The sequence below is a fragment of the Rhodococcus sp. IEGM 1306 genome (genome assembly GCF_036541985.1).
GTDB lineage: Bacteria > Actinomycetota > Actinomycetes > Mycobacteriales > Mycobacteriaceae > Rhodococcus_F > Rhodococcus_F qingshengii.
Genome location: NZ_JAZHFF010000009.1, coordinates 1 through 24,227, shown reverse-complemented (window position 1 = coordinate 24,227; position 24,227 = coordinate 1). Strand labels below are relative to the sequence as shown.

Below are 24,227 nucleotides of genomic sequence, written 5' to 3'. Positions count from 1 at the left end.
GCGCCTATCCTATATGGGTGATCGTTGTCGCTGTGGTGCTATTCGTGCTCGCTGTCGCCGTCGGTGGAGTTGCTGTCGCCGGACTGATCGGCAAACTCCCGCGCAACCGCTGGGCCGGTGTCCGCACCGAGGATTCCCTGCGGAGCGAGGAGTCGTTCGCCCTCGCCAACAAGGTGGCCGGTCCGACCATGCTCGCGGCCGCTGGAATGTTGGTCATCGGCGGAGTCGCAGCACTGACCATCGGCGGAGTCTTCGGCATTGCCGTCGCGATCATCGCCGTCGTCGTCGCCGTCCTCACTGCCGGTTTCGGTGGCGGCATCGGCGCCCGCGCTGCCGCCGCACTCCCGCAGCAGAGCGGATGCGGTAACGACTGCAACTGCGGCGGACACTCCGAGCCTGTCGCCGAGCCGGTGGCGGAGACCTCCGAGGCCAAGGCGAACGCTGCCGCTTGCGGCACCGCTTCCTGCGGTGCCTGCGCGCTCAAGGATGCTTGCCAGCCGGCTCATTGATTCACGTGAAACATCGCGTGGTCGACCCGGCCGGGGTCGTATTCGGGCTAGTCGTTCCGCTGTTGTGTGCGGTCTTCGGCTTCGTCCTGACAAAAATTTGGGAGCCCCGCCTCCCGGAACAGATCGCGACTCACTGGACCACCACCTCGCCGGACGGCTTCTCCACCCCGTCGGCCAACGCCTGGACCATTGCACTTCTGACGCTGCTCTTCGGTGGCGGCCTGAGTGCGATTGCTGCTCTTGCTCCCGCGATGCTGATGATGCGCCGATTCATGTTGGTTGTCGGGCTGAGCGTGGTCGGGCTCATCACGACAGTGAACTTCGCTTTGCTCTACACCCAACTCGATGTCACCGATCCATCCACGACGTCACTCCCGCTGTGGTCTCTCGGTGTCGGCTTTGTCATCGGCGGGGTGCTGGGGTGGATCGGCGCCTCCTTCCTGCGTGACTACCGCGTCCGCACTCTTGCCACGATCGAACCCTCGGCCGGGTTGCCGCGAAGCCGCTGCGCTCTCCCCATCTCCGACGACGTCGGATTCAGCACCAAGGGGTCGGTGATCCTCACTGCGATCACTCTGGCGCCCGGAGTCATCATGGCGTTGGCGATGCGGTCACTCTGGCCGCTGTTCATCTTCGGGGCACTCGGACTGCTCGTCGTCAGCCTGGTTCGCTTCCGGGTGATCGTCGACGAACGGGAAATCCGGGTGATCAACATGGGGATGGCTGCGATGACCTACGGCATCGAGGAAGTCGTCGGAGCCGACGTCGCGGAGATCAAACCGTTCGCGGACTTCGGCGGCTGGGGACTCAAGACCAAGGGTCGTCGTAACTACGGCGTCGTCACCCGCACCGGACCAGCGGTGGTCATCACGTTCGCTTGTGGCGACCGACTCACGATCACGACACCCGAAGCCGAAGACATCGCGGGGTCACTCAATCGATTGGCCGACGCCCGGACTCGGTAACCGCCGAGCCTGAACCGATCGCTTCCTGAGTCTTCTCGAGATACCCACACGCCGCAGCCCTGGCTTTGGTGACATCGCGTTCGGCGATGGCTTCGGCAACTCCCTGATGATGCGAAGACGTCAGCGACGGCGGATGCACCCCTTCGGTCACCTCGTAGGTGGCTCGAACTGTTTCGAGGATTCCGGCAAACAGATCTTTCAGCACGGGATTGTGGGCGGCATCGACAACGGCAATGTGAAACGCGAGATCGACGTCGACGAAGTTCTCCGCTGGGACATCACGCTTGGCGGCCAGTTCACGAAGTATCCGAACGTCGTCGTCGCTGCGACGCTCACACGCCAACCGGACCGCTTCCATCTCGAGCGCACGACGCACTTCGAAGACGTATTTCATCTCGTCGACGGACGCGTGTTTGCCGAGCAGTCCGCCGATGTCGGTCCGAGCGCGCACGAAGGTCCCTGATCCGCGACGGATCTCGAGAACTCCCGTCGAGGTCAATGTCTTGATCGCTTCGCGCACGGTGTTCCGGCCGACGCCGAGAACACTCATCAGCTCCGGCTCGGTCGGAACACGATTGCCCACTGTCCAGACGCCGTCGGAGATCTGCGTGCGCATCCAGTCGAGGGATTGCTCGTACGCGGACTCTTTGCGAACAACGGTCATCAGCTCATCCTCACAGCATTAGCGGCGATCATTCCACTCACCTACGATACGTAGGACGACCCATGTATTTTCGCACTCTGTCTTCAGGAGGGGCTTCCCACGTCCGCCACAGCTGTCGCCACCGAAGAACGCACACGCCGCACCAATCGACACTTCTACGGCGTGGGCTACGTCCTCACCGTGATCCTCTTGGGCGCGAACATGCCCACCTCCGTCTACGGGCTGTACCGGACCGAGTTCGGATTCACGCCCACCATCCAGACGCTGATCTACGGCGTCTACGTCGCCGGCCTCGTTCCGGCATTGCTGTTCTTCGGACCGCTGTCCGACGCCCTCGGCCGACGCACCGTGCTCCTTACTGCACTCGCTCTGAGCGTCGTCGGCACGCTCGTTCTGGCATTTGCCGACGCGACGGTGTGGTTGTTCGTCGGCCGGATTGCCCAGGGAATCGCGGTGGGCGCGGCCAGTGCGGCGGGCAGCGCCGCATTGGTGGAGCAGGAACCGAAGTTCGATCACCGACGAGCAGCGCTCGTATCGACGGTGACGGGCGCGTTGGGCGGTGCGCTCGGACCACTCGTGTCCGGTGCAATCGCCCAGTACCTTCCACAACCGCTGCGGTTGCCGTATCTGATCTTCCTCGTCGCGTTCATCCCGGCACTGATCGTGTTGCTGCTACTTCCGCGGATCGGGGACGTCACACGCCCGAAGCGGTTCTTCCAAATGCCACATGTTCCCGCCACTATTCGCGAGACTTTCTGGCTCAGCTCGCTCGCCGTCGCGCTGTCGTGGGGCGCGGTCGGGCTCTTCCAGTCGGTGGTCCCGTCGTGGATGACCAGCCTGCTGAACATCGACAACCTTCTACTCGGCGGCGGGGCGGCCGCACTGGTGATGATCTGCTCGGTGGTCGCGCAACTCGGCGGAAGCCGCATGGACCCGCGCACGTCCGTCACCGCCGGCCTGGGAATCCTCGCTCTGGGAATGATCGGCCTCCTCGTGGTCGACCTCGTCCCGAGCCTGGCACTGCTGGGCGTCATCACCGTCGTGGTCGGCGCCGGGCACGGTCTGGCGTTTGCCGGCGGCATGAAGCGCGTCAACGCCGCCGCCCGGACCCACGCCCGCGAGAGCCACGGCGGAGTTCTGGCCGCGTTCTTCACCGTCAGCTACGCGGGACTGGCGATCCCGTCGATCATCGCGGGTATCGCCATCACCCTCCAGGGAATGCAGACGGCCATCATCGAGCTGTCGATCATCGGGACGCTGCTGTGCCTGGCGGTGATGGGCTTCAACCTTCGTGGGGCTCGAGAGCCCGCTGAAGCTCGCCGTTATCCTTAGCCAGGTGAAGTTTCTCAGCAGGTTCTACATAGACGGGTTCATCCTCGGCATCATCATCGCCGGCGTGCTCGGAAGTGTGTTCCCGGTATCGGGTACCGCGGAGAGCATTCTGAACTGGGCCACCAAGATCGCCATCGGCTTCTTGTTCCTGCTCTACGGCGCACGACTCTCGCCGCAGGAAGCCTGGAAGGGCGTCAAGCACTGGCGACTGCACACCGTCGTCCTCGCCGCGACGTTCGTGCTGTTCCCACTGATCGGCCTAGCACTGCGATTCCTGTCACCGACGCTGATCAGCGACGAGCTCTACACCGGCATCCTCTACATGTGCCTGGTTCCGTCGACGGTTCAGTCTTCGATCGCGTTCACCTCGATCGCCAAGGGGAACGTCGCGGGCGCGATCGTCAGTGCGTCGTTCTCCAACCTGATCGGCGTCTTCGTCACACCGCTGCTGGTGGTTCTGCTGATGAACACCACCGGCCAGGCGACGGTCGACTTCTCGTCGATCCTCGACATCGTCGTGCAGTTGCTGATCCCGTTCATCGTCGGTCAGCTGATCCGCCCGCTGGTGATCGGATGGCTGCAGAAGTACGCCGAACCCACCAAGTACGTCGATCGCGGATCGATCCTCCTCGTTGTCTTCGCCGCCTTCAGCGAAAGCATGAAAGAGGGGATCTGGAGCACCATCACGATCTGGCAGATCGTGATCCTCACAATCGTGTGCTGCCTGATTCTCGCGCTGGTTCTCGGCGTGACCACTCTCGCGGGGCGCAAGCTCGGGTTCGATCTTCCCGATCAGATCGTCATCATCTTCTGCGGGTCGAAGAAGTCCTTGGCAACGGGACTACCGATGGCGGCTGTACTGTTCGCGGGCCAGCCCGTCGGCCTGATCGTGTTGCCGCTGATGATCTTCCATCAGATCCAACTGATCGTGTGTGCTGCGATGGCGCAACGCTTCGCGAATCGGGATCCGGTCAGCGTCAGCTAGCGAGCAACTCGCCTCGGGTCGCGTCGACGCAGCCACAACCGCCCTGCAGTTCAGCACAATCGATGGACAGCGCATGGCGGACCGATGCCAAGTCGACGCAGTTCGCGCCGGTGCATTCGAGTGATCCGTCGGCATGCCGCAGCAAAGAATCGTGGCAGTGATCGACATCCGAAACACAATCCGCGCACTGGATCTGACGCTCAGCGATCATTGCTGCCACCTCTCTCGAAAACGATGACACAGGAATATCATCGACCTCCGACAAGTCAGTTTCGTTCCACCTCGATGGGGTGGCTGGCCAGCATCGCCACGGGTAGCGGCTGGCGTCGTAGCACCCGTGCCCAGACATCGACTCGGGGCGGCGTCAGCACATCCGACGGCAGCGAGCTGATCACCATCCAGTCTTCACGCTCGAGCTCCGAATCCAGCTGGCCCAGAGTCCAACCCGAGTACCCGGCAAAAATGCGGATCCCTTCGACCAGAGGAGCAATGACCTCCGGGTCCGAGTCCAGATCCACCATGACTACCTTGCCGTCCACCCGCCGCAGGCCGGCGACGCCGTCGATCCGCGCACCGTTGCGAGCGATGCCCAGGCAAAGCGCCGAGTCACGCTTGACGGGTCCACCGATGTACAGGGCCGAAGGATGCGCGGTCAGCGGTGACCACTGCGGCAACACGTTCTGCACGGCCGTCTCACTCGGCCGATTGACGACGACGCCCAGGCTCCCGGCGTCGTTGTGCTCGATCATGTAGATGACGGTGCGGCGAAATGCGGGTTCCGTGAGATCGGTCGACGACACCAACAAACTGCCCGGACGAACCTCCGGTTCTATCCAGGCCATTCGATCCTCGGGTTCTTCTGCGTGCGCCACAAGGACATCATCTCACCGACAACTGCGCGCGGAGGAACGAGACACAAGCGTGTTCAGGTCAGACCCGCCACATCGGCAAGTAGTGCCAAATGCCGCTCGAAAATCTCGCTCGCGTCGGTGAACGTATCGCTTCCGTACTGCCCGAACACCTCGAAGTTCACCGAACCGAACAGCGATACCCAGACGAGAGTTGCGCGCACGGCGGCATCCGGCGGCAGGTCGGTACCCAGTTCATTCCGCACTCCCTCGAGGTCCGCTGCCAACGTGTCACTCAGGCCCGGACCCTCTCGCACCGTCAGTGAACCCGCGCGATGGGCGGCGTCGATGATCCCGATCAGCCGGGTCACGACGAGGGTGCCGGGGCCGGTGGTCTGCTCGCCCGGAGCGTCGTAGCCGGGGACGGGGCTGCCGAACAACAGACCGTAGCGGGCCGGCTCCCGGATCGCCCAGCTCCGAACGGCGCGCCCGAGAGCAATGAACTGTCCGCGAAAATCTTCTGCTGCAACCGCATTCACGGCGGCGTCCACTTCCGCGCCCAGTTCCGTGTACCCGTCGACCACCAGCAAGGTCAGCAGTTCGTCCCGACTGGCGACATAGCGGTATACCGCTGAGGACACGACTCCCAGGTCACGCGCGACGGCACGCAGGGACAAAGCGGCAGCGCCGACGGCAGCGAGATGCTCGCGTCCGATACGGGTGATGTCCTGCAGCGTCTGTTCGCGCGCCCGCTCACGGGGAGTTCCAACCATGAGTCCATCTTGCCCCATTCCCGAGAGCAGCATCAACAAAAGAGAGCACTGCTCTTGACAGCGCTCGGGTGCAGGTGCATTCTTGAAAACGAGAGCAGTGCTCTCAGTTCACTCGAAACAAGAAGGAGCACACCATGTCGAACCTCGAAATCGTCACCGGAGCAGGACCCGTCGGATCCGCCGTCGCACTACAGCTCGCCGAGCAGGGAATCAACGTCCGGCTCCTGACCAGGTCCGGCAGCGGGCCCGAGCACCCGCTGATCGACCGCCGACGCGTCGACGTCTCGGATGCCGAGGCCCTGCGCTCGGTCAGCGAGGGCGCCACGGCCATCTACCACTGCATCCACGCTGCTTACAACGCAGCCGATTGGGAGCGGGAACTCCCGGCGGCCGAGAAGGTTGTGCTCGACGCGGCCGCATCCATCGGTGCCGTCGTGCTCTTCCCCGAAAGCCTCTACGCCTACAACTCCGACACCCTGATGACCGAATCCGATCCACGCAACGCCACCGGCGGCAAGCGCGGAGTGCGCACCGCGCTGCTGCGTGCTCGCGAGGCCTCTGCAACACCCACCGTCAGCGTCGTCGCCTCGGACTTCTTCGGTCCCCGCGTCCGCACTGCCCACGCCGGCGAGCGCGTGGTTCCGAAAGTCATGGCAGGTAAGAAGATTCGTGTCATCGGTTCCGCAGATCAGCCGCACTCCTTCACCTACATCCCCGATCTCGCAGCAGCGATGATCGCGGCGGCACACAACCCCGAACTTTGGAACTCCGTCCTCCACGCACCCACCGGCCCCGCGCTCACTCAGCGCAAGATCGCCGAGGCCTTCGCCCGCGCCGCCGGGGCATCCCCCGCCAAGGTGGGTGTCCTGCCCGCCTGGGTGCTCGACGCCGTCGGCAAGATCAACACCGACAGCCGCGAACTCGCGGAGATGAACTACCAGTTCACCAAGCCGTTCGTCATGGACTCGAGTGCCAGCGAAGTGCTGCTCGGACTCTCGCCGACGCCGCTCGATCAGGCCGCCGAAGAGACCGTCGCGTGGTGGCGCGCGGAACAGGCTCGCGCCGCTGCTGCCTGAACCTGCAGGTGGGCCGGGCATCACTCAGATCTGCGTGAGATAGCGTCGACTGAGAGCGGCGATGGCCACGAAACACGCTGCAACGAAGATCATCCCGATGCGTACCCCACCAACGGAGTTCGACGCACTCAGAGCGATGCCCAGGGCCGCGACGCCGATCGCCATGCCCGTTTGACGGGAGGTATTCAGTACCCCCGAGGCAAGTCCGGCGAACGATTTGTCGATCACTGCCATGGCCGTTCCATTGCAGCTGGGGCCGAACACACCACACCCGAGACCGACGAGGGCGGTCCCCGCCATCACCACAGGCCAGGTATCGCTGTCCCCGATCGCGGTGCACAGGAGCGCGCCGATCGCAGCAGTGGAAGCACCGACAGTCAGGAGCCAGCACATACCGCGACCTGCCCACACGCGATTGAGGACCAGCGTTCCGAACGTCCACAACACTGCAAACGGCAGAAAGAACAGTCCTGTCCGCAGCGCTGAAGAGCCCCAGTAGGACTGGATGAATATCGCGAGCATGAATTGCATGCCGTAGGCCCCGAATTGGAAGGCGAATCCGTTCGCTATGGATGCAGAGAACGCCGGCTTACGGAAGATCGACAGCGGCAGAACCGGATGCCGGGTCCGGCCCTCGACGACGAAGAACCCGACGAGCGTTGGCACACATCCGAGTAGCAACGCCAGCGCCAACGGATCACCCCACCCGCGGGAGCCGCCTTCGATCAAACCGGCTACCAGAAGGGCAAGTCCGGCGATGCCGAGGACCTGCCCGGGAACGTCATAGGATTCCGCATCGCGCGTCGCGGTTTCACGGACATGCCGCCAGCACAGCCAGAGGGCTAGAACGCCGATGGGGACATTGACGAAGAAGATCGAGCGCCAACCGATGAACTCGGTGAGCAGGCCTCCTCCGATCGGCCCTGCTACCAATGCGATTCCGCCCGTTGCACCCCACATCGTGATTGCCTTGGCACGCGCGATCGGATCCGGATAGGTGCGTGCAATGATCGCCAGTGTCGTTGGAAGAAGCCCGGCAGCAGCAATACCTTGCAGGCAACGAAATGCCATCAGCAACCCCAGGTTCGGGCTTATTGCGCACAACAGAGAAGCCGCCGTGAAGCCGCCCAACGACCACAGGAAGACACTGCGGGAACCGACTCGGTCCGCCAGAACTCCCGCTGTGAGCAACAGGCTGGCCAGAGGAACCGTGTAGATGTTCACCAACCATTGCAAAGCGGCAATGGAGCCACCGATGTCGCGTTCGATTGCCGGTAACGCGATGTTGAGAGCGCTCCCGTCCAACAGGATCATGAAGAATCCAAGACAAACCGCAGTCAGCGCCAGTGCCTGAACCCTTGAAGCACTCACTGGTGCAGTATGTTTCGTGCCGCCGGAGACTGCGTCACCGACCGAGCTGTCAGCAGAGATGTTGCTCGTGCCCATAGGAGGCCCCCGTCTCCGGAATTTCTGTACCTGCAAGTACAACAGCTTTCACAGAGACTGTACATACCCATAGGTACAATGTCTGTATGGGTAGCGCGGAACGGCTGATCGCAAGCATGCAAGAACTGTTGTGGGAGCGTGGCTACTCCGGAACAAGCCCACGTGCCGTGCAGAAAATGGCTGACGTCGGGCAAGGCAGCATGTACCACCACTTCCAGGGGAAAGCGGACCTGGCGGTGGCCGCAGAGCATCTCATGGGGCGCGAACTACAAGCGCAAATCACCGAACGACTCAGCTCCGGCGAGACGACCGTCGACAAGATCGCTGCCTTCCTCACGATCGACGAACACGTCCTCCGCGGGTGTCGGCTCGGGAGATTGGTCCAAGACTCCGAGGTCGCATCCAACGACGAGTTGCGAGCACCGATCCAGACCATGTTCGTGTGGATTCAACAGAACATCGCATCCACACTCGAAGACGGGCGCAGCAACGGTGAAATCCGTCCCGATGCGAACATCGAAGCTCTCGCCACCACCATTCTCGCAGTGCGGCAAGGTGCTTACGTCCTCGCTCGTGCTGCCCAATCCGAAGAACCGTTTCGAAAGGCGGCCGACGGGCTGATCGAAATGCTCACCCACGGGGTTTGCGTGTAAAAGTTCAACGATGCTCCAGTAGGCCATGTCGCCGTTCTGCTCCAGTCAACTCTTGACGCAAGAACGGAACGGGTGTTCACTTCTTCACATGGCCTATCGCCGCACTCCGGCAGTACAGGAAAGATTGGACGCACAACGCGCCCGGCTGCTCGAGGCCGCCACGACGGCAGTGGCAACCCACGGCTATGCGGGATGTTCCATCGCCGCGGTGGCCAAGAACGCCGGCGTCGGCACCGGGACGCTGTATCGACATTTCGACGGCAAGGGCGAATTGTTCGCCGAAGTGTTCCAATCAGTCTGCAGCCGTGAGGTATCCGCAGCTCGGGACGCCGGAGACAATGCCCGAAGTCTGGAAGGCAACCACCGCTCCGCGGTATCAGCGTCTGTTCGGACCTTCGCCGAACGTGCCATGCGCGCACCGGTTCTCGCCTATGCCCTGCTGGTGGAACCGGTGGACCCACTCGTCGACGAACAGCGTCTCATGTTTCGCGAATCGTTCCGCGATTGCCTGGCCACCGCAATTCGTTCGGCAGTCGACACCGGTGAGATACCGCCACAGGACGCCACTCTGACGGCAGCGTGCATCGTCGGGGCAATCGGCGAGGCCCTGATCCTTCCACTGCGCGGAGGCACCACCGATCCCGCTGCGATCGACGCCATTCTCGCCCTCACCCTTCGATCGTTAGGGAGCTTCGATGACACCCACGCATGAAGTCACCAATCAGGTTCCGCCCCTGATCGATTACGACGCAGCCGAATACGCGCCGATCCTCGAGGCACTCCACCGTGAAGGCGCATCGGATGCACTCGAAGAGGTTCATCGCGTCGGGATCCGCGCCGGCAGTGCTCAGGCCCAGGAGTGGGGCGATCTGGCCGAGGAGCACCCACCTGTTCTGAGAACCCACGACCGCTACGGCAACCGCATCGACGAGGTCCGTTACGACCCCGCCTATCACCAACTCATGAGCACCGCAGTGGAATTGGGACTGCACGGCGCTCCGTGGGTTGACCCGAATCGACACGCACACCTCGTCCGCGCCGCGAAGATGGCCGTGTGGGGTCAAACCGATGCCGGCCACGGCTGTCCCATCTCCATGACGTACGCCGTGATCCCCGCGCTGCGGCACAACGCGGATCTGGCCGCGCAGTACGAACCCCTCCTGACCACGCGGCACTACGATTCGGCGCTGAAAGCTCCCCTCACCAAACCCGGATTGATCGCCGGTATGTCGATGACGGAAAAACAGGGCGGTTCGGATGTTCGTGCCGGAACCACAAGGGCAGTGCCACAATCCGACGGCAGCTACCTGCTGACGGGCCACAAGTGGTTCACCTCCGCGCCGATGTCGGACGTGTTCCTCGTCCTCGCCCAGGCGCCGGGCGGTCTGTCGTGCTTCTTCCTGCCTCGGGTCCTGCCGGACGGCTCGCTCAACAACATGTTCCTGCAGCGTCTGAAGGACAAGTTGGGCAATCATTCCAACGCGAGTAGTGAGGTCGAGTACCGCGACGCTCTCGCATGGATGGTCGGCGAGGAAGGCCGGGGCGTGCGCACCATCATCGAGATGGTCAACATGACCCGGTTGGACTGCACGATCGGCACGGCCACCGGCATGCGCGTCGGCACCATGCAGGCAGTTCACCACGCGAATCATCGAAGTGCTTTCGGCGCCAACCTGATCGACCAACCCTTGATGCGAAACGTTCTGGCAGATCTGGCGGTGGAATCGGAAGCGTCGACCACCGTCGCGATGTGGCTGGCCGCTCTGACCGACCGCGCAACCGCAGGCGATGCCCACGCCAGCGCACTACGACGCATTTCGTTGGCCGTGAGTAAGTACTTCGTCTGCAAGCGCGGACCGATCCACGCTGCCGAGGCACTCGAGTGTCTGGGCGGAAACGGATACGGGGAGGAATCCCGGATGCCGCGCCTCTATCGCGAGGCTCCGCTGCTTTCGGTGTGGGAGGGTTCCGGCAACGTCGCGGCGCTCGACACACTGCGGGCGATGGCCAAGCAACCCGAAACACTGCAGGTGTTCTTCGACGAGCTGAAACGAGCCAGTGGAGTGGACGGCCACTTCGATCAGGCCGTGCGGGATCTCCAGGCGGCTTTCGGCGATTTCGACGACATCGAATACCGGGCACGAAAGATCGTCGGCGACATGGCGCTCGCGCTGCAGGCCTCGCTGTTGCTCCGCTACGGGCACCCCGCGGTGGCCGACGCGTTCTGCGCGAGTCGGCTCGGAAACAGCTGGGGGAGTGTGTTCGGAACGCTGCCGAGGGGCGTCGACGTCGCGCCGATCCTCGAGCGGGCCACCGTCAAGATCGGCGCCTGACCCACCCACTACAGTTTCCGCTTATGAACCGAGCCTCGAACCGCCGCGAGGCCTGGCAGCGCGTACTGCACACCCTGCGTGAATCACCCGGCCTCGGAAGGCTGGCGCTCGTCCGCTTTTCCAGCCAGTTCGGCGACGGAATGTTCCAGGCCGCGCTCGGCGGCGCAATCCTCTTCAACCCGGAACGCGAAACCGATCCGGTGGCGATAGCGGCCGGCTTTGCCGTACTGCTCCTTCCCTATTCGGTGATCGGCCCCTTTGCCGGCGCTCTGCTGGATCGTTGGGACCGCCGCCTGGTGCTCCTGTGGGCGAGCGTGCTCCGCGGGCTCTTCATCCTGACCACCGCGGTGCTGCTGGTCGCCGGCGGCGGTGACACTCTGTTGTTGACGTGTGCGCTTGCTGCGATCGGGGTCAGCCGCTTTGTCGGGGCAGGCGTATCCGCAGCCCTGCCGAAGGTCGTCCGACAATCGTGGCTGGTGGCAACCAATTCCGTTCTCACAACGGCTGGTTCGGTGGTAGCCGCTCTTGGTGCTTCGGCAGCGGTGGCGATCATCGGCATGATCGGCGCGGGGGATCGAGCGTCAGGTGCCGCCGTGGCCATCGCAGCACTGGGATCGATGATCGCGGCCCTCGCCGCGGCCAGGTTCACCGCCCGCTCACTTGGTCCGGTCGCCGACGAAGTGGTCCGCGCCAGTGCCGTCCGTTCGGTGACGGCCGGACTGCGCACCGGGGCAACCGCTGTCTGGGAGGCGCCCGGCGTCACCACGGCGATGATCGGAATCGGAGCGCACCGCATCTGCTTCGGCATCAACACCCTCATCATGGTGCTGGTCCTACGCGACACCTCGAACGGCTCCCAATTACCCGGAGGGATGGCCGGATTCGGTGTCGCCGTCGGCGCCACGGCAATCGGAATGCTGATCGCGGCATTGATCACACCGTTCCTCATCCCGCGGATCGGTCGCTCACGGACGATCACCTACGCCCTGGTGTGCGCGGTTCTCGTCCAGCTCGTCTTCGTGACCACGCTGACTCAGGGGTCGCTGCTGATTGCCGCTTTCCTGCTCGGCATCGCCGGCCAGTCCGTGAAACTCAGCGGCGACGCGGCCATGCAGATCGACATCGACGACGACCGTCGTGGTCAGGTATTCGCCCTGCAGGACACCGTGTTCAACGTCGCGTTCATCGGTGCGATCGCGGCAGCGTCGACGGTGATCGCACCCGACGGCAAGAGCGTCGGCCTGGCCGTTGCCGGTGCGGGTGTCTATGCCGCCGGATTGTCAGCGGTGCTGATCAACCGCAAGAAACGAGAAACTAGCCCTGCTGGGTAGCCCACCACTTCAGCAGTTCGGCCTCGGCCTCGTCACGCTCGAGCGGGCCGCGATCCAGACGTAATTCCTTGAGGAACGTCCATGCCTTGCCCACCTGCGGGCCGGCCGGGATGTTGAGCAGTTCCATGATGGCGTTGCCGTCGAGGTCCGGACGCACCCGAGCAAGGTCTTCCTGCTCGGCGATGCGCGCGATCCGCTCTTCGATGTCGTCGTACGTGGCCTGCAGCTGCGCGGCGCGACGCTTGTTGCGTGTGGTGCAATCGGCCCGCACGAGCTTGTGCAAGCGGGGGAGCAGCTCGCCCGCGTCGGTGACGTACCGCCGCACCGCCGAGTCGGTCCACTGTCCCTTGCCGTAGCCGTGAAAACGCAAGTGCAGGAACACGAGCTGTGAGACGTCGTCGACCATCTGCTTCGAGAACTTCAGTGCCCGCATGCGCTTGCGCACCAGCTTGGCGCCGACCACCTCGTGGTGGTGGAAGCTGACCCCACCGCCAGGCTCGTTACGCTTGGTATCCGGCTTTCCGATATCGTGAAGCAGTGCTGCCCAACGCAATACAAGGTCCGGATCGCCTTCTTCGAGATCGATCGCCTGCTGGAGCACCGTGAGGGAGTGCTGGTAGACGTCCTTGTGCTGGTGATGCTCGTCGATCTCGAGCTTCATCTGCGGAACCTCGGGCAGCACGTATGCAGCCAGTCCGGAGTCGACCATCATGTTGATGCCGTCCACCGGGTACATGCCCAGCATCAGTTTGTTCAGCTCCACCTGCACACGCTCGGCGGTGATCCGCTCGATCTGCGACGCCATCTCCTTGATGGCCTCGAAAACACGATTGTTCAACGTGAAACCAAGCTGCGAGACGAACCGGGCAGCACGCAGCATCCGCAGCGGATCGTCGTTGAACGAGTTTTCCGGCGCCGACGGCGTATCGAGCTCTCCGGCCAACAGCGCGTCCATGCCGTTCAGCGGATCGACAAACGTGTAGGAACCGTCCGCGCCGATCTTCATCGCCATCGCGTTGACGGTGAAATCGCGGCGCACCAGATCGTCGGCCAACGTCGTGCCGTACTCGACTATCGGATTACGAGAGACGCGATCGTAAGCGTCGGCCCGGAAGGTCGTGATCTCGATCTCCTGGCCGTGCTTGATGGCGCTGATGGTCCCGAACTCGATGCCCGTGTCCCACTGCTTGTCCACCCAGCCCTTGAGCAGAGCCTGAACCTTCTCCGGCCTGGCGTCCGTCGTGAAGTCCAGATCGCCACTGAAGCGGCCGAGGATCGCGTCGCGAACACTGCCACCCACCAGGAACAGCTCGTGACCGGCCGCAGCAAAACGCTCACCGAGCGGGTTCAACACGTCGGACAACGTGCCGAGCGTTGCAGTGGCGTCGGCAAGCAGTCGTAGGCGGCGATCAGCGTCGGAGGTAGGGACAGTCACGTGAAAGGAGCTTACTTAAGGTGCGCAAATAGCAGAACGCGCATACGAACGCGATAGACCGCTTTGCGCGGGTTACCGGGCAACGCTGCAACGCCAACTAGTATCGATGAGGTGTCTGGTGCCGAACGAACAAACAGGAGTCGCCGCAACCCGCGGCGTCGACCTGCCGTCGGCAACCCCGATAAACCTTTGATGCGAACCGTCCGTGAAACTTCTGCGGGCGGCTTGGTCGTCGACGGCTGGGGAGGACCCCCGGAACGCCTCTGCGCTGCACTGATCGGCCGAACCGACCGCCGCGGACGCCTGCTCTGGTCGCTACCGAAGGGCCATATCGAACAAGGTGAGACCGCTGAGCAGACCGCGATGCGTGAGGTCGAAGAAGAAACCGGTATCCAGGGAACCGTCCTGGCACCGCTGGGCAGCATCGACTACTGGTTCGTGACCGAAGGTCGACGCGTCCACAAGACCGTGCACCACTACCTCCTCCGCTTTCTCGGCGGTGAACTCTCCGACGAGGACATCGAGGTCACCGAAGTCGCCTGGGTGCCGCTGACGGAATTGCACTCGCGCCTCGCATACGCCGACGAGCGCAAACTCGCAGAACTCGCGTCCCAGATGATCGCCGAGATGCCGCGAACGGAAATACGGCAAGAACAGCGCCCGAAGGAACCGGACGCCGGATGAGAATGGCACTGCGGCGGGCCGGTGTGGCCGCTCTGGTGATGGCCGCTGTCGGTTTCGGGCCTGCAACGACGGCCGTCGCATGGGCAGCGCCGTCCAGCCAGCCCAGTGAGCGCGCCCCGGCGCGAAACACCAACGATGCCAAATTTCTGCAGCTGACCATCGACTCCACCGCACCGACCACGGTGACGACCACCAGCGACCGCAACGTCGTGGTCAAGGGGACGGTGAAGAACGTCGGTGACCGTCCCGTCGAGGACGTCGGAGTGAGGCTGCAACGCGCTCCCGCGATCGACTCCAGTTCGGACGTGCGCGCAGCACTCGACTTCGACCAGGCCGTTTTCGACACGGTCGGCGAATTCGACACCGTTGCCACCACCCTCGACACCGGCCAGTCCAAGCAGTTCACGCTCACCTTGCCGTTGCGGAGCACTACCGGGTTGTCTCTCGACATCACCGAACCGGGCGTCTACCCGATGCTCGTCAACGTGAACGGCACCCCGGAGTACGGCGGTGCCGCCCGACTCGACGACGCACGCTTCCTGCTCCCCGTCCTCGGTGTGCCGGCCGCAGCCGAATCGAACGCCACAGCCGGAACCCCCAGTTCGTCCGCCACGGCGGTCGTTCCCCCCGACACGTCCGCCCCGATCGGCGTCACGCTCATGTGGCCGCTGGCCGACGCGCCACGACTCGTCGGCGGAATCCCGGGCGCGGTCAACGAGCCCGTACGCCTGATCGACGACGAACTTGCCACCGAACTTTCCGACGGCGGCCGTCTGGACGCGTTGGTCGATGCGGTGGAGAACGCCACCAAGCCCGAGAGCGATACCGATCGACGCGTCACGGATGCGCTCTGCCTGGCAATCGACCCCGACCTTCTGATCACCGTCGAGAACATGACTCGCGGATACCTCGTGGCCGACAACTCGTCCGACCCCACCGGGCCGTCGCACGAAGGCCGCGGCAGCGACGCCGCCAACCAGTGGCTCGGCCGGGTGAAGACCCTCGCGTCCTCGATGTGCACGACGGCGGTTCCGTTCGCGCAGTCCGATCTCGCCGCGGTCACCTCGGTGGCCAATCCGGAGTTGACGGCTACCGCGCTCACACGGCCGGCGGACATCGTCGACAACATCCTCGGCGTGACCTCACTGCGAGATTTCGTCTGGCCGGATTCGGGTGTCCTCGACTCGGCCACCGCAGAGGTGCTGAGCGTGAATCCCACCACAGCGATGGTGGCTGACACTTCCGTCGACTCGGCAGCTCCGCAGCTGTCGTCGCGGATAACCGGCTCACTCGACGCGCTTGCCTTCGACACCTCGGCGGCAGCAGCGTTGGCCGCCACCGGCTCGGAGCCGCAGGTCCCGTCGTACATCCCCGACGACACCGCGCCGACCATCGACATCGAATCGCGCAGCGCCCGGCGTCAGGACGCGCTGGGGGCGATGGCCTGGGCCGCGCTGACGCCGACGTCGCTGCCGCGCAATCAGATCTTCGCGCCGCCGCAACTGTGGACCGCCGACAGCAACGACGCCACGGCGGTGCTCTCGATGCTCGCGACCCTCATCCGGTCCGGGCTCGCCTCACCTCAGGCCCTGCCGGCACTGCTCGGCAGGCAACCGGGCGCGACGGACGCCGCCACTCTCGACTACCCGGACCGGGCTACCCAGGACGGTCCGCAAACGTCCGTCGTCGAGACCGCAACCACCCAACTTCCGCGTATCGACGGGCTCGAAGCTTCGCTCGTGGACGATCCGGCGGCTTCGCTCACCCCCCGGGGATTCACGGCGCCGCTCCGCGAAGATCTACTCCGTTCGATGACCTTGGCCGATCGCCGCAACGTCGACTCCGCTTCGGTCAATCGGGCGGAGCGCGCTGCGACCATCCGCGCCGACAACGTCACCGAAGCCGTCGACGGGATGTACCGGGCCGTCAGTGTGGTGTCGCCGGGCGGCGTCTACACCCTTGCGTCGGGGCAGAGTCCGCTCCTGCTGGTGGCGCGCAACGAGCTGCCCATCGCCATCAACGTCGACCTGCGTGTGGAAGCCCCACCCGAGATGCAGATCAGTGACATCGGTCCCAAACAGCTTCCGCCGCGAGGTAGCCGACAGTTGACTGTGCCCGCGGAAATGAACGATTCTCGCAAGCTGGAAGTCAACTTCTCGCTGACCACGACAGATGGCCGCCAATTGGGTACGCCGACCAGCGTGACCGTACGGTCGAATGCGTACGGTCGTCCCCTGGCCGCCGTGACGGCGACAGCGGGAGGGTTGCTGCTGTTCCTGGCAGGGCGACGGCTGTGGCATCGATTCAAGGGTCAGCCGGACCCAGCAGATGAAGGGTACGAACGCTCATGACCGGGAATCCACCCGAGGAGGGTCGCCGCTCGGCGATCACCCGCAAGAGTGCCACGACCCGCTCGCATCCTCGGATGCCACCGTGGGAGCGCGGTTACCCGATCCAGCCGGTCAACCCGGACGCACGTTTCGACGACGCACCCACCATGACCATCCCGGTGATCCGCGACTACCCCCGGTACCGCGAAGCCGAGATGGAATTCGCCGACCGGCAGACGACCACGTCGGACGAGTTCGACACCGACGCCCATGTCCAGGTCGGGGAACGCAAGGAGACGAACTCTCGACTCCTCGCGGCAACGGGTTCCATCGCGATCGCGACGCTGACGAGCCGCATCACGGGATTCGCCAAGCAGTTGATGATCCTGATGGTCCTCGGCCCCGCCATCGCCAGCTCGTTCACCGTCGCCAGCCAGATTCCGAACATGATCGCGGAACTGGTTCTGGGCGCCGTGCTGACCGCCATCGTCGTCCCCGTGCTGGTTCGCGCCGAGCGGGAGGACGCCGATCACGGCGAAGCGTTTGTCCGACGCCTCTTCACGGCGTCGCTCGTTCTACTCGGCATGGCCGCGCTGCTCGCGACCCTGGCAGCACCCGTACTCACCAAATACGTCTTCCTGTCCGAAGACGGCAAGGTCAGCACCGACCTGACCACGGCGCTGTCGTATCTACTTCTGCCGGCGATCCTGTTCTACGGGCTGTCGGCACTGTTCACAGCGTTTCTGAACACCAGGCAGATCTTCAAGCCCGGAGCCTGGGCTCCCGTACTCAACAACGTCGTCGTCCTCGTGGTGCTCGTGATCTACCGCCTGACTCCGGGCGAGATCTCGCTTGATCCGGTCTCGATGGGCGATGCAAAGCTGCTCACCCTCGGTATCGGCATCACCATCGGCGTCATCGTGCAGGCAGCCAGCCTGATCCCCGCGCTTCGCCGCGAGAAGATCTCGCTCAAGCCGCTGTGGGGTCTCGACGACCGCCTGCGCCAGTTCGGCGGCATGGCCGTCGCCATCGTCTTGTACGTCCTGATCAGCCAGATGGGCATGATCTTCGCGACCAAGATCTCCTCCCACGCCGACGAAGCCGGCCCTGCCATCTACAGCCAGGCCTGGTTGCTCCTGCAGCTCCCGTACGGCGTGCTCGGAGTGACGGTTCTGACGGCGATCATGCCGCGCCTGAGCCGCAACGCTGCTGCCGACGACACCCCGGCCGTCGTGGACGATCTGTCGGTCGCAACGCGTCTGACCATGATCACGCTGGTTCCGATCATCATGTTCCTGACCTTCATGGGTCCGCAGGTCGGTGAAGCGCTCTACGGTTACGGCCGCTTCGGACCCGAACAGGCCGAACGACTCGGCACCGCCGTGAGCTGGTCGGCATTCACGTTGATTCCGTACGCGCTGGTCCTGATCCAACTTCGAGTGTTCTACGCCCGCGAACAGGCCTGGACGCCGACGTGGATCGTTCTCGGCATCACTGCAGTGAAAATCGCTTTCTCGGCGCTCGCTCCGGTCTTCGCATCCAACAGCGATCAGGTCGTGATCCTGCTCGGTGCGGCCAACGGTCTCGGATACATCACCGGCGCCGTCATCGGCGGGTACCTCCTGCACCGCAGCCTCGGAAACCTGCAGATGGCCAACGTGGGCAAGACAGTCTGGTCCGTCGTACTCGCCTCGCTAGCCGGGTCGTTGACCATGCTCGCGGTCGACCGGGTCCTCGGATTCGATCAACTCACCGAGCGTTTCGGCGGACCCGGCTCGATGGTTCGCGTCGCCGTCGGCGGCATCCTGATGCTCGCGATCACCTTCACGATTCTCTACTTCAAGAAGGTTCCGGAAGTCCTGTCGGTAACGGTTGCGGTCTCCCGCAAGATTCGTTCACTGACAGGTCGCGCCGAACCGGACACACGTAACAACACCGACGACGACGTCACCGAGCTGATTCCTGCAATCAGAACGGAATCAAACGAGCAAGAACGACCGGGTGCGCTCCCGTACCCTGGTCATGGGCGTACAGGATCGCAACCCGCGCGTATTCGGGGACGGGCTATCGATGGAGAAGGAGCGAGGGTGAGCGACGACAACGTTTCCGGCAACAAGAGTGCCGGGACTTCTGCCGTGAAAGCGTCCGAACAGAAGTCAACGGCATCGTCGGGCACACCTGCATCCACGAGTTCCTCCGCATCTGCCGGCCAGAAGCCACAGCAGGGTCAGAAGTCACAGCAGGGTCAGAAGTCACAGCAGCCCGCACAGCGACCGCAGCAGGGCCAAAGCCCGCAGGGTCAGAAGCCGCAGCCGCCGGTGCAGAAGGCCGCTCCGCCGGTACCTCCGGTCAGTGTGTCCAAGACACCTTCGGCGCCCGTGTCGAAGACACCTTCAGCACCTGTCTCGAAGACACCCGCGCCGAAGACGCCTGCTCCGGACAAGAAGGCACCCGAATCTCAGAAGACGGCTGCCGCTCAGACACCGCCCACTGCACCTCGCACACCTGCCGCCGGATCCGCATCACGACCGGCCCAGCGACCGATGCCCCGTGGACCGAAGCTCATCCCGGGCGCATCTGTCGCCGGCGGACGCTACCGTCTGCTCGCGCCGCACGGCGGAACCCGCGGACTGCAGTTCTGGGAAGCTCTCGACGTCAAGCTCGACCGTGAAGTAGCCCTGACGTTCGTCGACGCCGATCAGCGCGGTGACGACGACAGCCAGTCCGGACCGCAGGCAGTTCTCTCACGCACTCTGCGCCTGGGACGAATCAACTCGCCCGGTCTGGCTCGCGTCCTCGACGTCGTCCGCGGAAGCTCGGGCGGCATCGTCGTCGCCGAATGGACTCCCGGCCGCTCGCTGCGTGAGATGGCCGAGACGACGCCGTCGCCGATCGGTGCAGCCCGCGCCATCCGCGCCCTCGCGGCGGCTGCCGAAGCTGCTCACCGCACCGGCGGTGCGCTGTCCATCGATCACCCGGACCGCGTTCGCATCAGCATCAACGGTGACGCCGTACTGGCGTTCCCGGCGACGCTTGCCGACGCCGATTCCACCAGCGACGTCCGCGGTCTCGGCGCCATGCTGTACTCGCTCATCACGGCGCGCTGGCCGCTCGCCGATCCGTCCGCCGGTCCCGTCGGTGGTTTGCTTCCCGCCGGCCGCGGCGCCGACGGGAACATCGTCGAGCCTCGCGTCGTCCGTCCGGAGGTTCCGTTCGACATCTCGGCCGTTGCGGTTCGAGCGTTGCAGTCGGAGAGTGGAATCCGCACTGCTGCCACCGTGCAGCACATCCTCGATCAGGCGTCCGTCGTCAACGACAAGACGGAAATGATTCCGGCACTTCGTCTCGGCCACCGCGAACAGGGTGCGTCGGGTCATGCACTGAACGACCCCGAAGCCATCGAGGCCGAGAAGAAGAAGTCGACGCGGATGCTCGCGGCACTGACGGCGCTCGGTGTCTTCACCGTGATCGTCCTGATTCTCCTTGTGGTGTGGGTAGCGAGTTTCCTCTCGGGTGGCAGTAACGACACCCCGCTCAGCGAGCAGAGTTTCGGACTGACCACCGAAGCCACTGCGCCCGAGAACAATTCACCGGCGCCCGCACCGGCGGCAGCAACCGTTCCGGTAGCTTCCTCGGCCGTAACGGTGTTCTCACCCCAGGGAACGCCGGATCAGCCGGCAACAGCGAAGAACGCCATCGACGGCAATCCGGCCACCGCATGGTCGTCGGATTCGTACTTCCAGCCGTTCCCATCGCTGAAGAACGGTGTCGGCCTGATGGTGACGCTTGCCGATGCCGCCAACCTGAAGAACGTTGCGATCACGTCTGATTCGCCGGGAACCGTCGTTGAAATCCGTTCTGCCCCTTCTGCGAATACTTCGCTGGATCAGACCAAGGAAATCGGATCGGGTGTCCTGAAGAACGGCGTGACCGACATTCCAGTCACGTCGGACGGCTCGGGTCAGTATGTCCTGGTTTGGATTACCCAGCTCAGCACCGAATCCGGACAAAACCAGACATCCATCTCGGAGATTGCATTCACTGCGGCAAAGTGATCGCCCTTGGCCCTTCTGAAACCTACCGACTGGGCTAATATCCGCCCGTGCACAGTTATCGGGGGGGCACCGGGGGCGGAGCCGGAAAATTCGAATCCAGAAGTTTCGAGAACAATAATCTCGAGGCGACGGATTTCGAATTGTTGACTGCTCATGTCGAGGGCGATCGGCATGCGTTCCGTGAACTACTGACCAGGCATCAGGATCATCTATGGCACGTTGCCCGGCGTACGAGCTACTCGGACGAGGACGCGGCAGACGCACTCCAGGAGGGTCTGCTCTCCGCGCACCGCAAGGCAGCGAAGTTCCGCGGCGACGCGGCGGTGCGTAGTTGGCTCCACACCATCGTGGTCAATGCCTGGAATACCAGGTCAACAGCCTAAATGCGCCCTTCGGTACGCAGAGAGTACGCAGTAGCGCCGAGCGCCTCATCAAAGAGTCCGCTGGCGGCCTTGCGGGTACGGTCCTCCGCCTTCGGCCACAGGTGGCTGTAGGTGTCGAGCGTGACCGACGCGGACGAGTGACCTAGTGCCCGCTGGACGGTCACCACATCACAGCCGGCCGCGATCAGGCCTGACGCGAAGTAGTGCCGTAGAGAATGCAGTTTGACCTCCGTAACGCCTGCAGCGGCCCTAGCTTTACGCCAGCGCCCGCCGACCATGTTGTGCTCCATTGGGTTCCCGTTAAGGCCCTCGAAGATCCAGCGTTTCGGATCGTCACCCGGAACATGAAGGCGGATGTGCTCGGCCACCATGTCAATCAGTTCTTTGGGTGCAGCTACCGTGCGCTCGCTGCCGTACTTGGGTGGGCGGATCTCCACAACGCCGCTCCGGATTCGCTGCACCTGGCGTTCGACGTGAATCTCCCGGCGCAGGAAGTCGAAATCCCCGACCTGAAAGGCTGACGTCTCACCCGAGCGCGCGCCAGAGAACGCACACAGTGCGATGAAGAGCATGAACCGATCTTCGGCATTCGAGATGAGTTGGCCCACCTGCTCGCTGGTCGGAATGCTCATTGCCGCTTCAGCACGCCGAGTGCGTGGAAGTTTGACCCCCTGACTCGGATCGACGGCCAGCGCCTTGTCGCGAATTGCCGCCTTGAGGATGGCTCGCACATTCATCATCCGAGACTTGATCGTCGACGGCGCCAATGGTTGATCCTGCATTGCCTTGACCCACGTCTCGAAGTGACTGGCCCGCAAATCGGACATAGCTACATCGCGGAACGGAACAGTTCTGTCGAGACGGTCATTCTCACGACGCGTGTGATGCACCCAAACCTGACGCGGCGCCCACTCGGCATAGAAGCTGCCGAAGGTGATCTGACCGCGCACAGGGTCGATGTAATTGCCGGTGACCTGACTCGCAACGATGTCGTCGAGCCACTTCTGGGCATCAACTTTGCGATCGAATCGTTGCGTTCTCTCGCGGCTGTTATCATCGACATACCTAGCGCGCCAACGCTTTCCGATGCCGTACAGCTTCGGCCGTAGCGTCGTTTGCGGCGTCCCATCGTCATTGACTAGTTGATTGCCGTCGTCGTCAAGTAGTGGACGAGGTTTCTTCAGGTCTCGCCACAGATCCTCGACGCCGGCACGTCGGTTACGCTTCGGGGTCTGCATCGGCGTTCGATTCAACATTGTCTTTGTTCACGCCAAACCGTTCGAGGTCGAACCCCATTCGGCGTCCCGGGTGGCGCAACTTTGAACTGAGTCGACTCATCGCGGGCGCAACGCCGTCTGCCAGCTTGAAGAAATCGTCTGCGCAAAGCTTGAACTCGATCCTCTTCCGTTCTTCTGCCCCGCTCATCCTCTCGATGTCCGAGAGTAAATCGCGCAGTTCAAGTGCTAGATCCTCCGCGAATTGAAACTCCTCCACCTGAGCCTCAGTCCAGTATCGAATTTTTCGTGCCAGGTGATGTGCACGAGCGCCCGGGGAATCGAGGAGCATCTGAGCGAGGTCGACTCCGAAGGCCTCCGATAGAGCCTTTGCTTCATCTAATCGGATGGTTCGTGGTCGATCTACGTCACGCAACTCGATTTTGGCAATCGCCGACTGATGCAGCGAGATGCCTTGCCGCCTAAGTCTTTCCGCGAGTTCAAACTGCGTCCACCCTCGCAACTCCCTCTCTTCACGAACCCGGCGGCCGAACCAATCCTCGACCGAGCCTGCCTTTTCGTCATTTCCCATAGAAGGAAACGCTATCAGCAACGAGAGGTTGCGACCAGCGTTGAGGCGTGCTAAACCTTTAGGAGGATAGTCATCTGCCACGAGAAGGAAAAACAATGACAGAAGTTCAACTCTCAGGTCCACTAACCCGAACTCACGCGGACGTGGCCTTCCAGATGGAGCAGTACCTCAACACCAAACAGGTCAGCGAGAAGACAGGCATTCCAGTCAGCACGCTTCGCTACTACCGCGCTAAGGGCATTGGTCCCGAGTCGCATGTACAGGGAAAGTCGAGAGTGGTCTACAAGCTCTCCAAGCTGCAGGAATGGCTCGTAGCCCAGGAATCCAACGGTGTCCGCGGCGGTGTCGCTTAGTGGCCAGCCAACGTAAAAACGGCACCGACTGCGGGATTGCCGTCCCATTTGCAGCCAATGCCGTTCAAATCCCCAACAACCCTTACGAAGCAGGAGATCTTTGATGAGTTTACCAACTATCCCTACCGTTGCCGAGGTTCTCTCGGATGTGCCCTCAGGTGAGAGCGTCCACACCGTGGTAGCCGTGAGGACTATCGGAAAAGTTGCGCCACACACGAGCGTTGATGTCGAGCTCAGCCGCTTCGATGCCCTCGATGATGAGGGTA

General features: G+C 63.3%; 21 protein-coding genes and 1 pseudogene. 14 read left to right on the top strand and 8 right to left on the bottom strand.

Annotation, left to right across the window (positions count from 1 at the left end; genetic code table 11):
• The first annotated feature begins 17 nt into the window (after positions 1–17).
• On the top strand, positions 18–509 hold the full coding sequence (locus V3587_RS23365; RefSeq protein WP_081558901.1) for an SdpI family protein: 492 nt from the start codon (positions 18–20) through the stop codon (positions 507–509).
• A gap of 5 nt (positions 510–514) precedes the next feature.
• On the top strand, positions 515–1,474 hold the full coding sequence (locus V3587_RS23360) for a DUF1648 domain-containing protein (RefSeq protein ID WP_283377606.1): 960 nt from the start codon (positions 515–517) through the stop codon (positions 1,472–1,474).
• Here the strand turns inward: V3587_RS23360 and V3587_RS23355 are convergent.
• A complete protein-coding gene (locus V3587_RS23355) occupies positions 1,443–2,138 on the bottom strand; it encodes a FadR/GntR family transcriptional regulator (protein ID WP_030537479.1) in 696 nt (231 codons plus the stop codon). The genes V3587_RS23360 and V3587_RS23355 overlap by 32 nt on opposite strands.
• Before the next feature lie 162 nt (positions 2,139–2,300).
• Here V3587_RS23355 and V3587_RS23350 point away from each other — a divergent pair, with 162 nt between their 5' ends.
• Positions 2,301–3,470, top strand: a complete 1,170-nt coding sequence (locus V3587_RS23350) for an MFS transporter (protein ID WP_058037560.1) — start codon at positions 2,301–2,303, stop codon at positions 3,468–3,470.
• Between the two features lie 4 nt (positions 3,471–3,474).
• On the top strand, positions 3,475–4,455 hold the full coding sequence (locus V3587_RS23345; protein WP_003942582.1) for a bile acid:sodium symporter family protein: 981 nt from the start codon (positions 3,475–3,477) through the stop codon (positions 4,453–4,455).
• Here the strand turns inward: V3587_RS23345 and V3587_RS23340 are convergent.
• The 3 genes from V3587_RS23340 to V3587_RS23330 are packed head-to-tail and all read right to left on the bottom strand — an operon-like array spanning position 4,448 to position 6,076.
• Complete coding sequence (locus tag V3587_RS23340; RefSeq protein ID WP_058227431.1) at positions 4,448–4,666, bottom strand: hypothetical protein; 219 nt, start codon at positions 4,664–4,666, stop codon at positions 4,448–4,450. The two genes, V3587_RS23345 and V3587_RS23340, sit on opposite strands and share 8 nt — an antisense overlap.
• A 55-nt stretch (positions 4,667–4,721) precedes the next feature.
• Complete coding sequence (locus V3587_RS23335) at positions 4,722–5,327, bottom strand: YqgE/AlgH family protein (protein WP_003942572.1); 606 nt, start codon at positions 5,325–5,327, stop codon at positions 4,722–4,724.
• Positions 5,328–5,380: 53 nt separating this feature from the next.
• A complete protein-coding gene (locus V3587_RS23330) occupies positions 5,381–6,076 on the bottom strand; it encodes a TetR/AcrR family transcriptional regulator (protein WP_003942494.1) in 696 nt (231 codons plus the stop codon).
• Between the two features lie 134 nt (positions 6,077–6,210).
• Here V3587_RS23330 and V3587_RS23325 point away from each other — a divergent pair, with 134 nt between their 5' ends.
• Positions 6,211–7,152: an NAD-dependent epimerase/dehydratase family protein gene (locus V3587_RS23325; RefSeq protein ID WP_283377607.1), complete on the top strand. Its 942-nt coding sequence runs from the start codon at positions 6,211–6,213 to the stop codon at positions 7,150–7,152.
• 24 nt (positions 7,153–7,176) lie between these two features.
• On the opposite strand, the gene V3587_RS23320 is transcribed toward V3587_RS23325, so the two are convergent.
• Positions 7,177–8,523 carry an MFS transporter gene (locus V3587_RS23320; RefSeq protein WP_256670284.1) on the bottom strand — a complete coding sequence of 449 codons (1,347 nt, stop codon included), beginning with the start codon at positions 8,521–8,523 and terminating at the stop codon, positions 7,177–7,179.
• Positions 8,524–8,684: 161 nt separating this feature from the next.
• Between V3587_RS23320 and V3587_RS23315 the strand changes: the two genes are divergently transcribed.
• The 4 genes from V3587_RS23315 (at position 8,685) to V3587_RS23300 (ending at position 12,915) form a co-directional block, all read left to right on the top strand.
• Positions 8,685–9,251, top strand: coding sequence for a TetR/AcrR family transcriptional regulator (locus V3587_RS23315; RefSeq protein WP_030537483.1), 567 nt, complete (start codon positions 8,685–8,687; stop codon positions 9,249–9,251).
• Positions 9,252–9,339: 88 nt separating this feature from the next.
• Positions 9,340–9,963: a TetR/AcrR family transcriptional regulator gene (locus V3587_RS23310; RefSeq protein ID WP_283377608.1), complete on the top strand. Its 624-nt coding sequence runs from the start codon at positions 9,340–9,342 to the stop codon at positions 9,961–9,963.
• Positions 9,947–11,584 carry an acyl-CoA dehydrogenase family protein gene (locus V3587_RS23305; protein ID WP_283377609.1) on the top strand — a complete coding sequence of 546 codons (1,638 nt, stop codon included), beginning with the start codon at positions 9,947–9,949 and terminating at the stop codon, positions 11,582–11,584. Before V3587_RS23310 ends, V3587_RS23305 begins: the two co-directional genes overlap by 17 nt.
• Positions 11,585–11,607: 23 nt before the next feature.
• Complete coding sequence (locus tag V3587_RS23300) at positions 11,608–12,915, top strand: MFS transporter (RefSeq protein ID WP_161121371.1); 1,308 nt, start codon at positions 11,608–11,610, stop codon at positions 12,913–12,915.
• Here V3587_RS23300 and V3587_RS23295 read toward each other — a convergent pair.
• Positions 12,899–14,350, bottom strand: coding sequence for a CCA tRNA nucleotidyltransferase (locus tag V3587_RS23295; protein ID WP_003942535.1), 1,452 nt, complete (start codon positions 14,348–14,350; stop codon positions 12,899–12,901). The two genes, V3587_RS23300 and V3587_RS23295, sit on opposite strands and share 17 nt — an antisense overlap.
• A 111-nt stretch (positions 14,351–14,461) precedes the next feature.
• On the opposite strand from V3587_RS23295, the gene V3587_RS23290 reads away from it, so the two are divergent.
• The 4 genes and pseudogenes from V3587_RS23290 to V3587_RS23275 all read left to right on the top strand — a co-directional run.
• On the top strand, positions 14,462–15,034 hold the full coding sequence (locus V3587_RS23290; RefSeq protein WP_030537486.1) for an NUDIX hydrolase: 573 nt from the start codon (positions 14,462–14,464) through the stop codon (positions 15,032–15,034).
• The gene (locus V3587_RS23285; protein ID WP_058037556.1) at positions 15,031–17,385 is read left to right on the top strand and encodes a DUF6049 family protein; all 2,355 of its coding nucleotides are present in this window, start codon (positions 15,031–15,033) and stop codon (positions 17,383–17,385) included. The genes V3587_RS23290 and V3587_RS23285 overlap by 4 nt, the downstream gene beginning before the upstream one ends.
• Positions 17,382–21,419 (top strand): lipid II flippase MurJ, encoded by a 4,038-nt coding sequence (locus V3587_RS23280; protein WP_283377610.1) that lies wholly within the window; start codon positions 17,382–17,384, stop codon positions 21,417–21,419. Before V3587_RS23285 ends, V3587_RS23280 begins: the two co-directional genes overlap by 4 nt.
• Positions 21,420–21,559: 140 nt before the next feature.
• Positions 21,560–21,778, top strand: a pseudogene (locus tag V3587_RS23275) (sigma factor); the annotation flags it as partial.
• Between the two features lie 20 nt (positions 21,779–21,798).
• On the opposite strand, the gene V3587_RS23270 reads toward V3587_RS23275, so the two are convergent.
• The gene (locus tag V3587_RS23270; RefSeq protein ID WP_283377611.1) at positions 21,799–23,040 is read right to left on the bottom strand and encodes a tyrosine-type recombinase/integrase; all 1,242 of its coding nucleotides are present in this window, start codon (positions 23,038–23,040) and stop codon (positions 21,799–21,801) included.
• Positions 23,021–23,608 (bottom strand): helix-turn-helix domain-containing protein, encoded by a 588-nt coding sequence (locus V3587_RS23265; RefSeq protein WP_166502868.1) that lies wholly within the window; start codon positions 23,606–23,608, stop codon positions 23,021–23,023. The genes V3587_RS23270 and V3587_RS23265 overlap by 20 nt, the downstream gene beginning before the upstream one ends.
• A gap of 95 nt (positions 23,609–23,703) precedes the next feature.
• Between V3587_RS23265 and V3587_RS23260 the strand changes: the two genes are divergently transcribed.
• The gene (locus V3587_RS23260; RefSeq protein WP_283377612.1) at positions 23,704–23,961 is read left to right on the top strand and encodes a helix-turn-helix transcriptional regulator; all 258 of its coding nucleotides are present in this window, start codon (positions 23,704–23,706) and stop codon (positions 23,959–23,961) included.
• Positions 23,962–24,227: the final 266 nt, after the last annotated feature.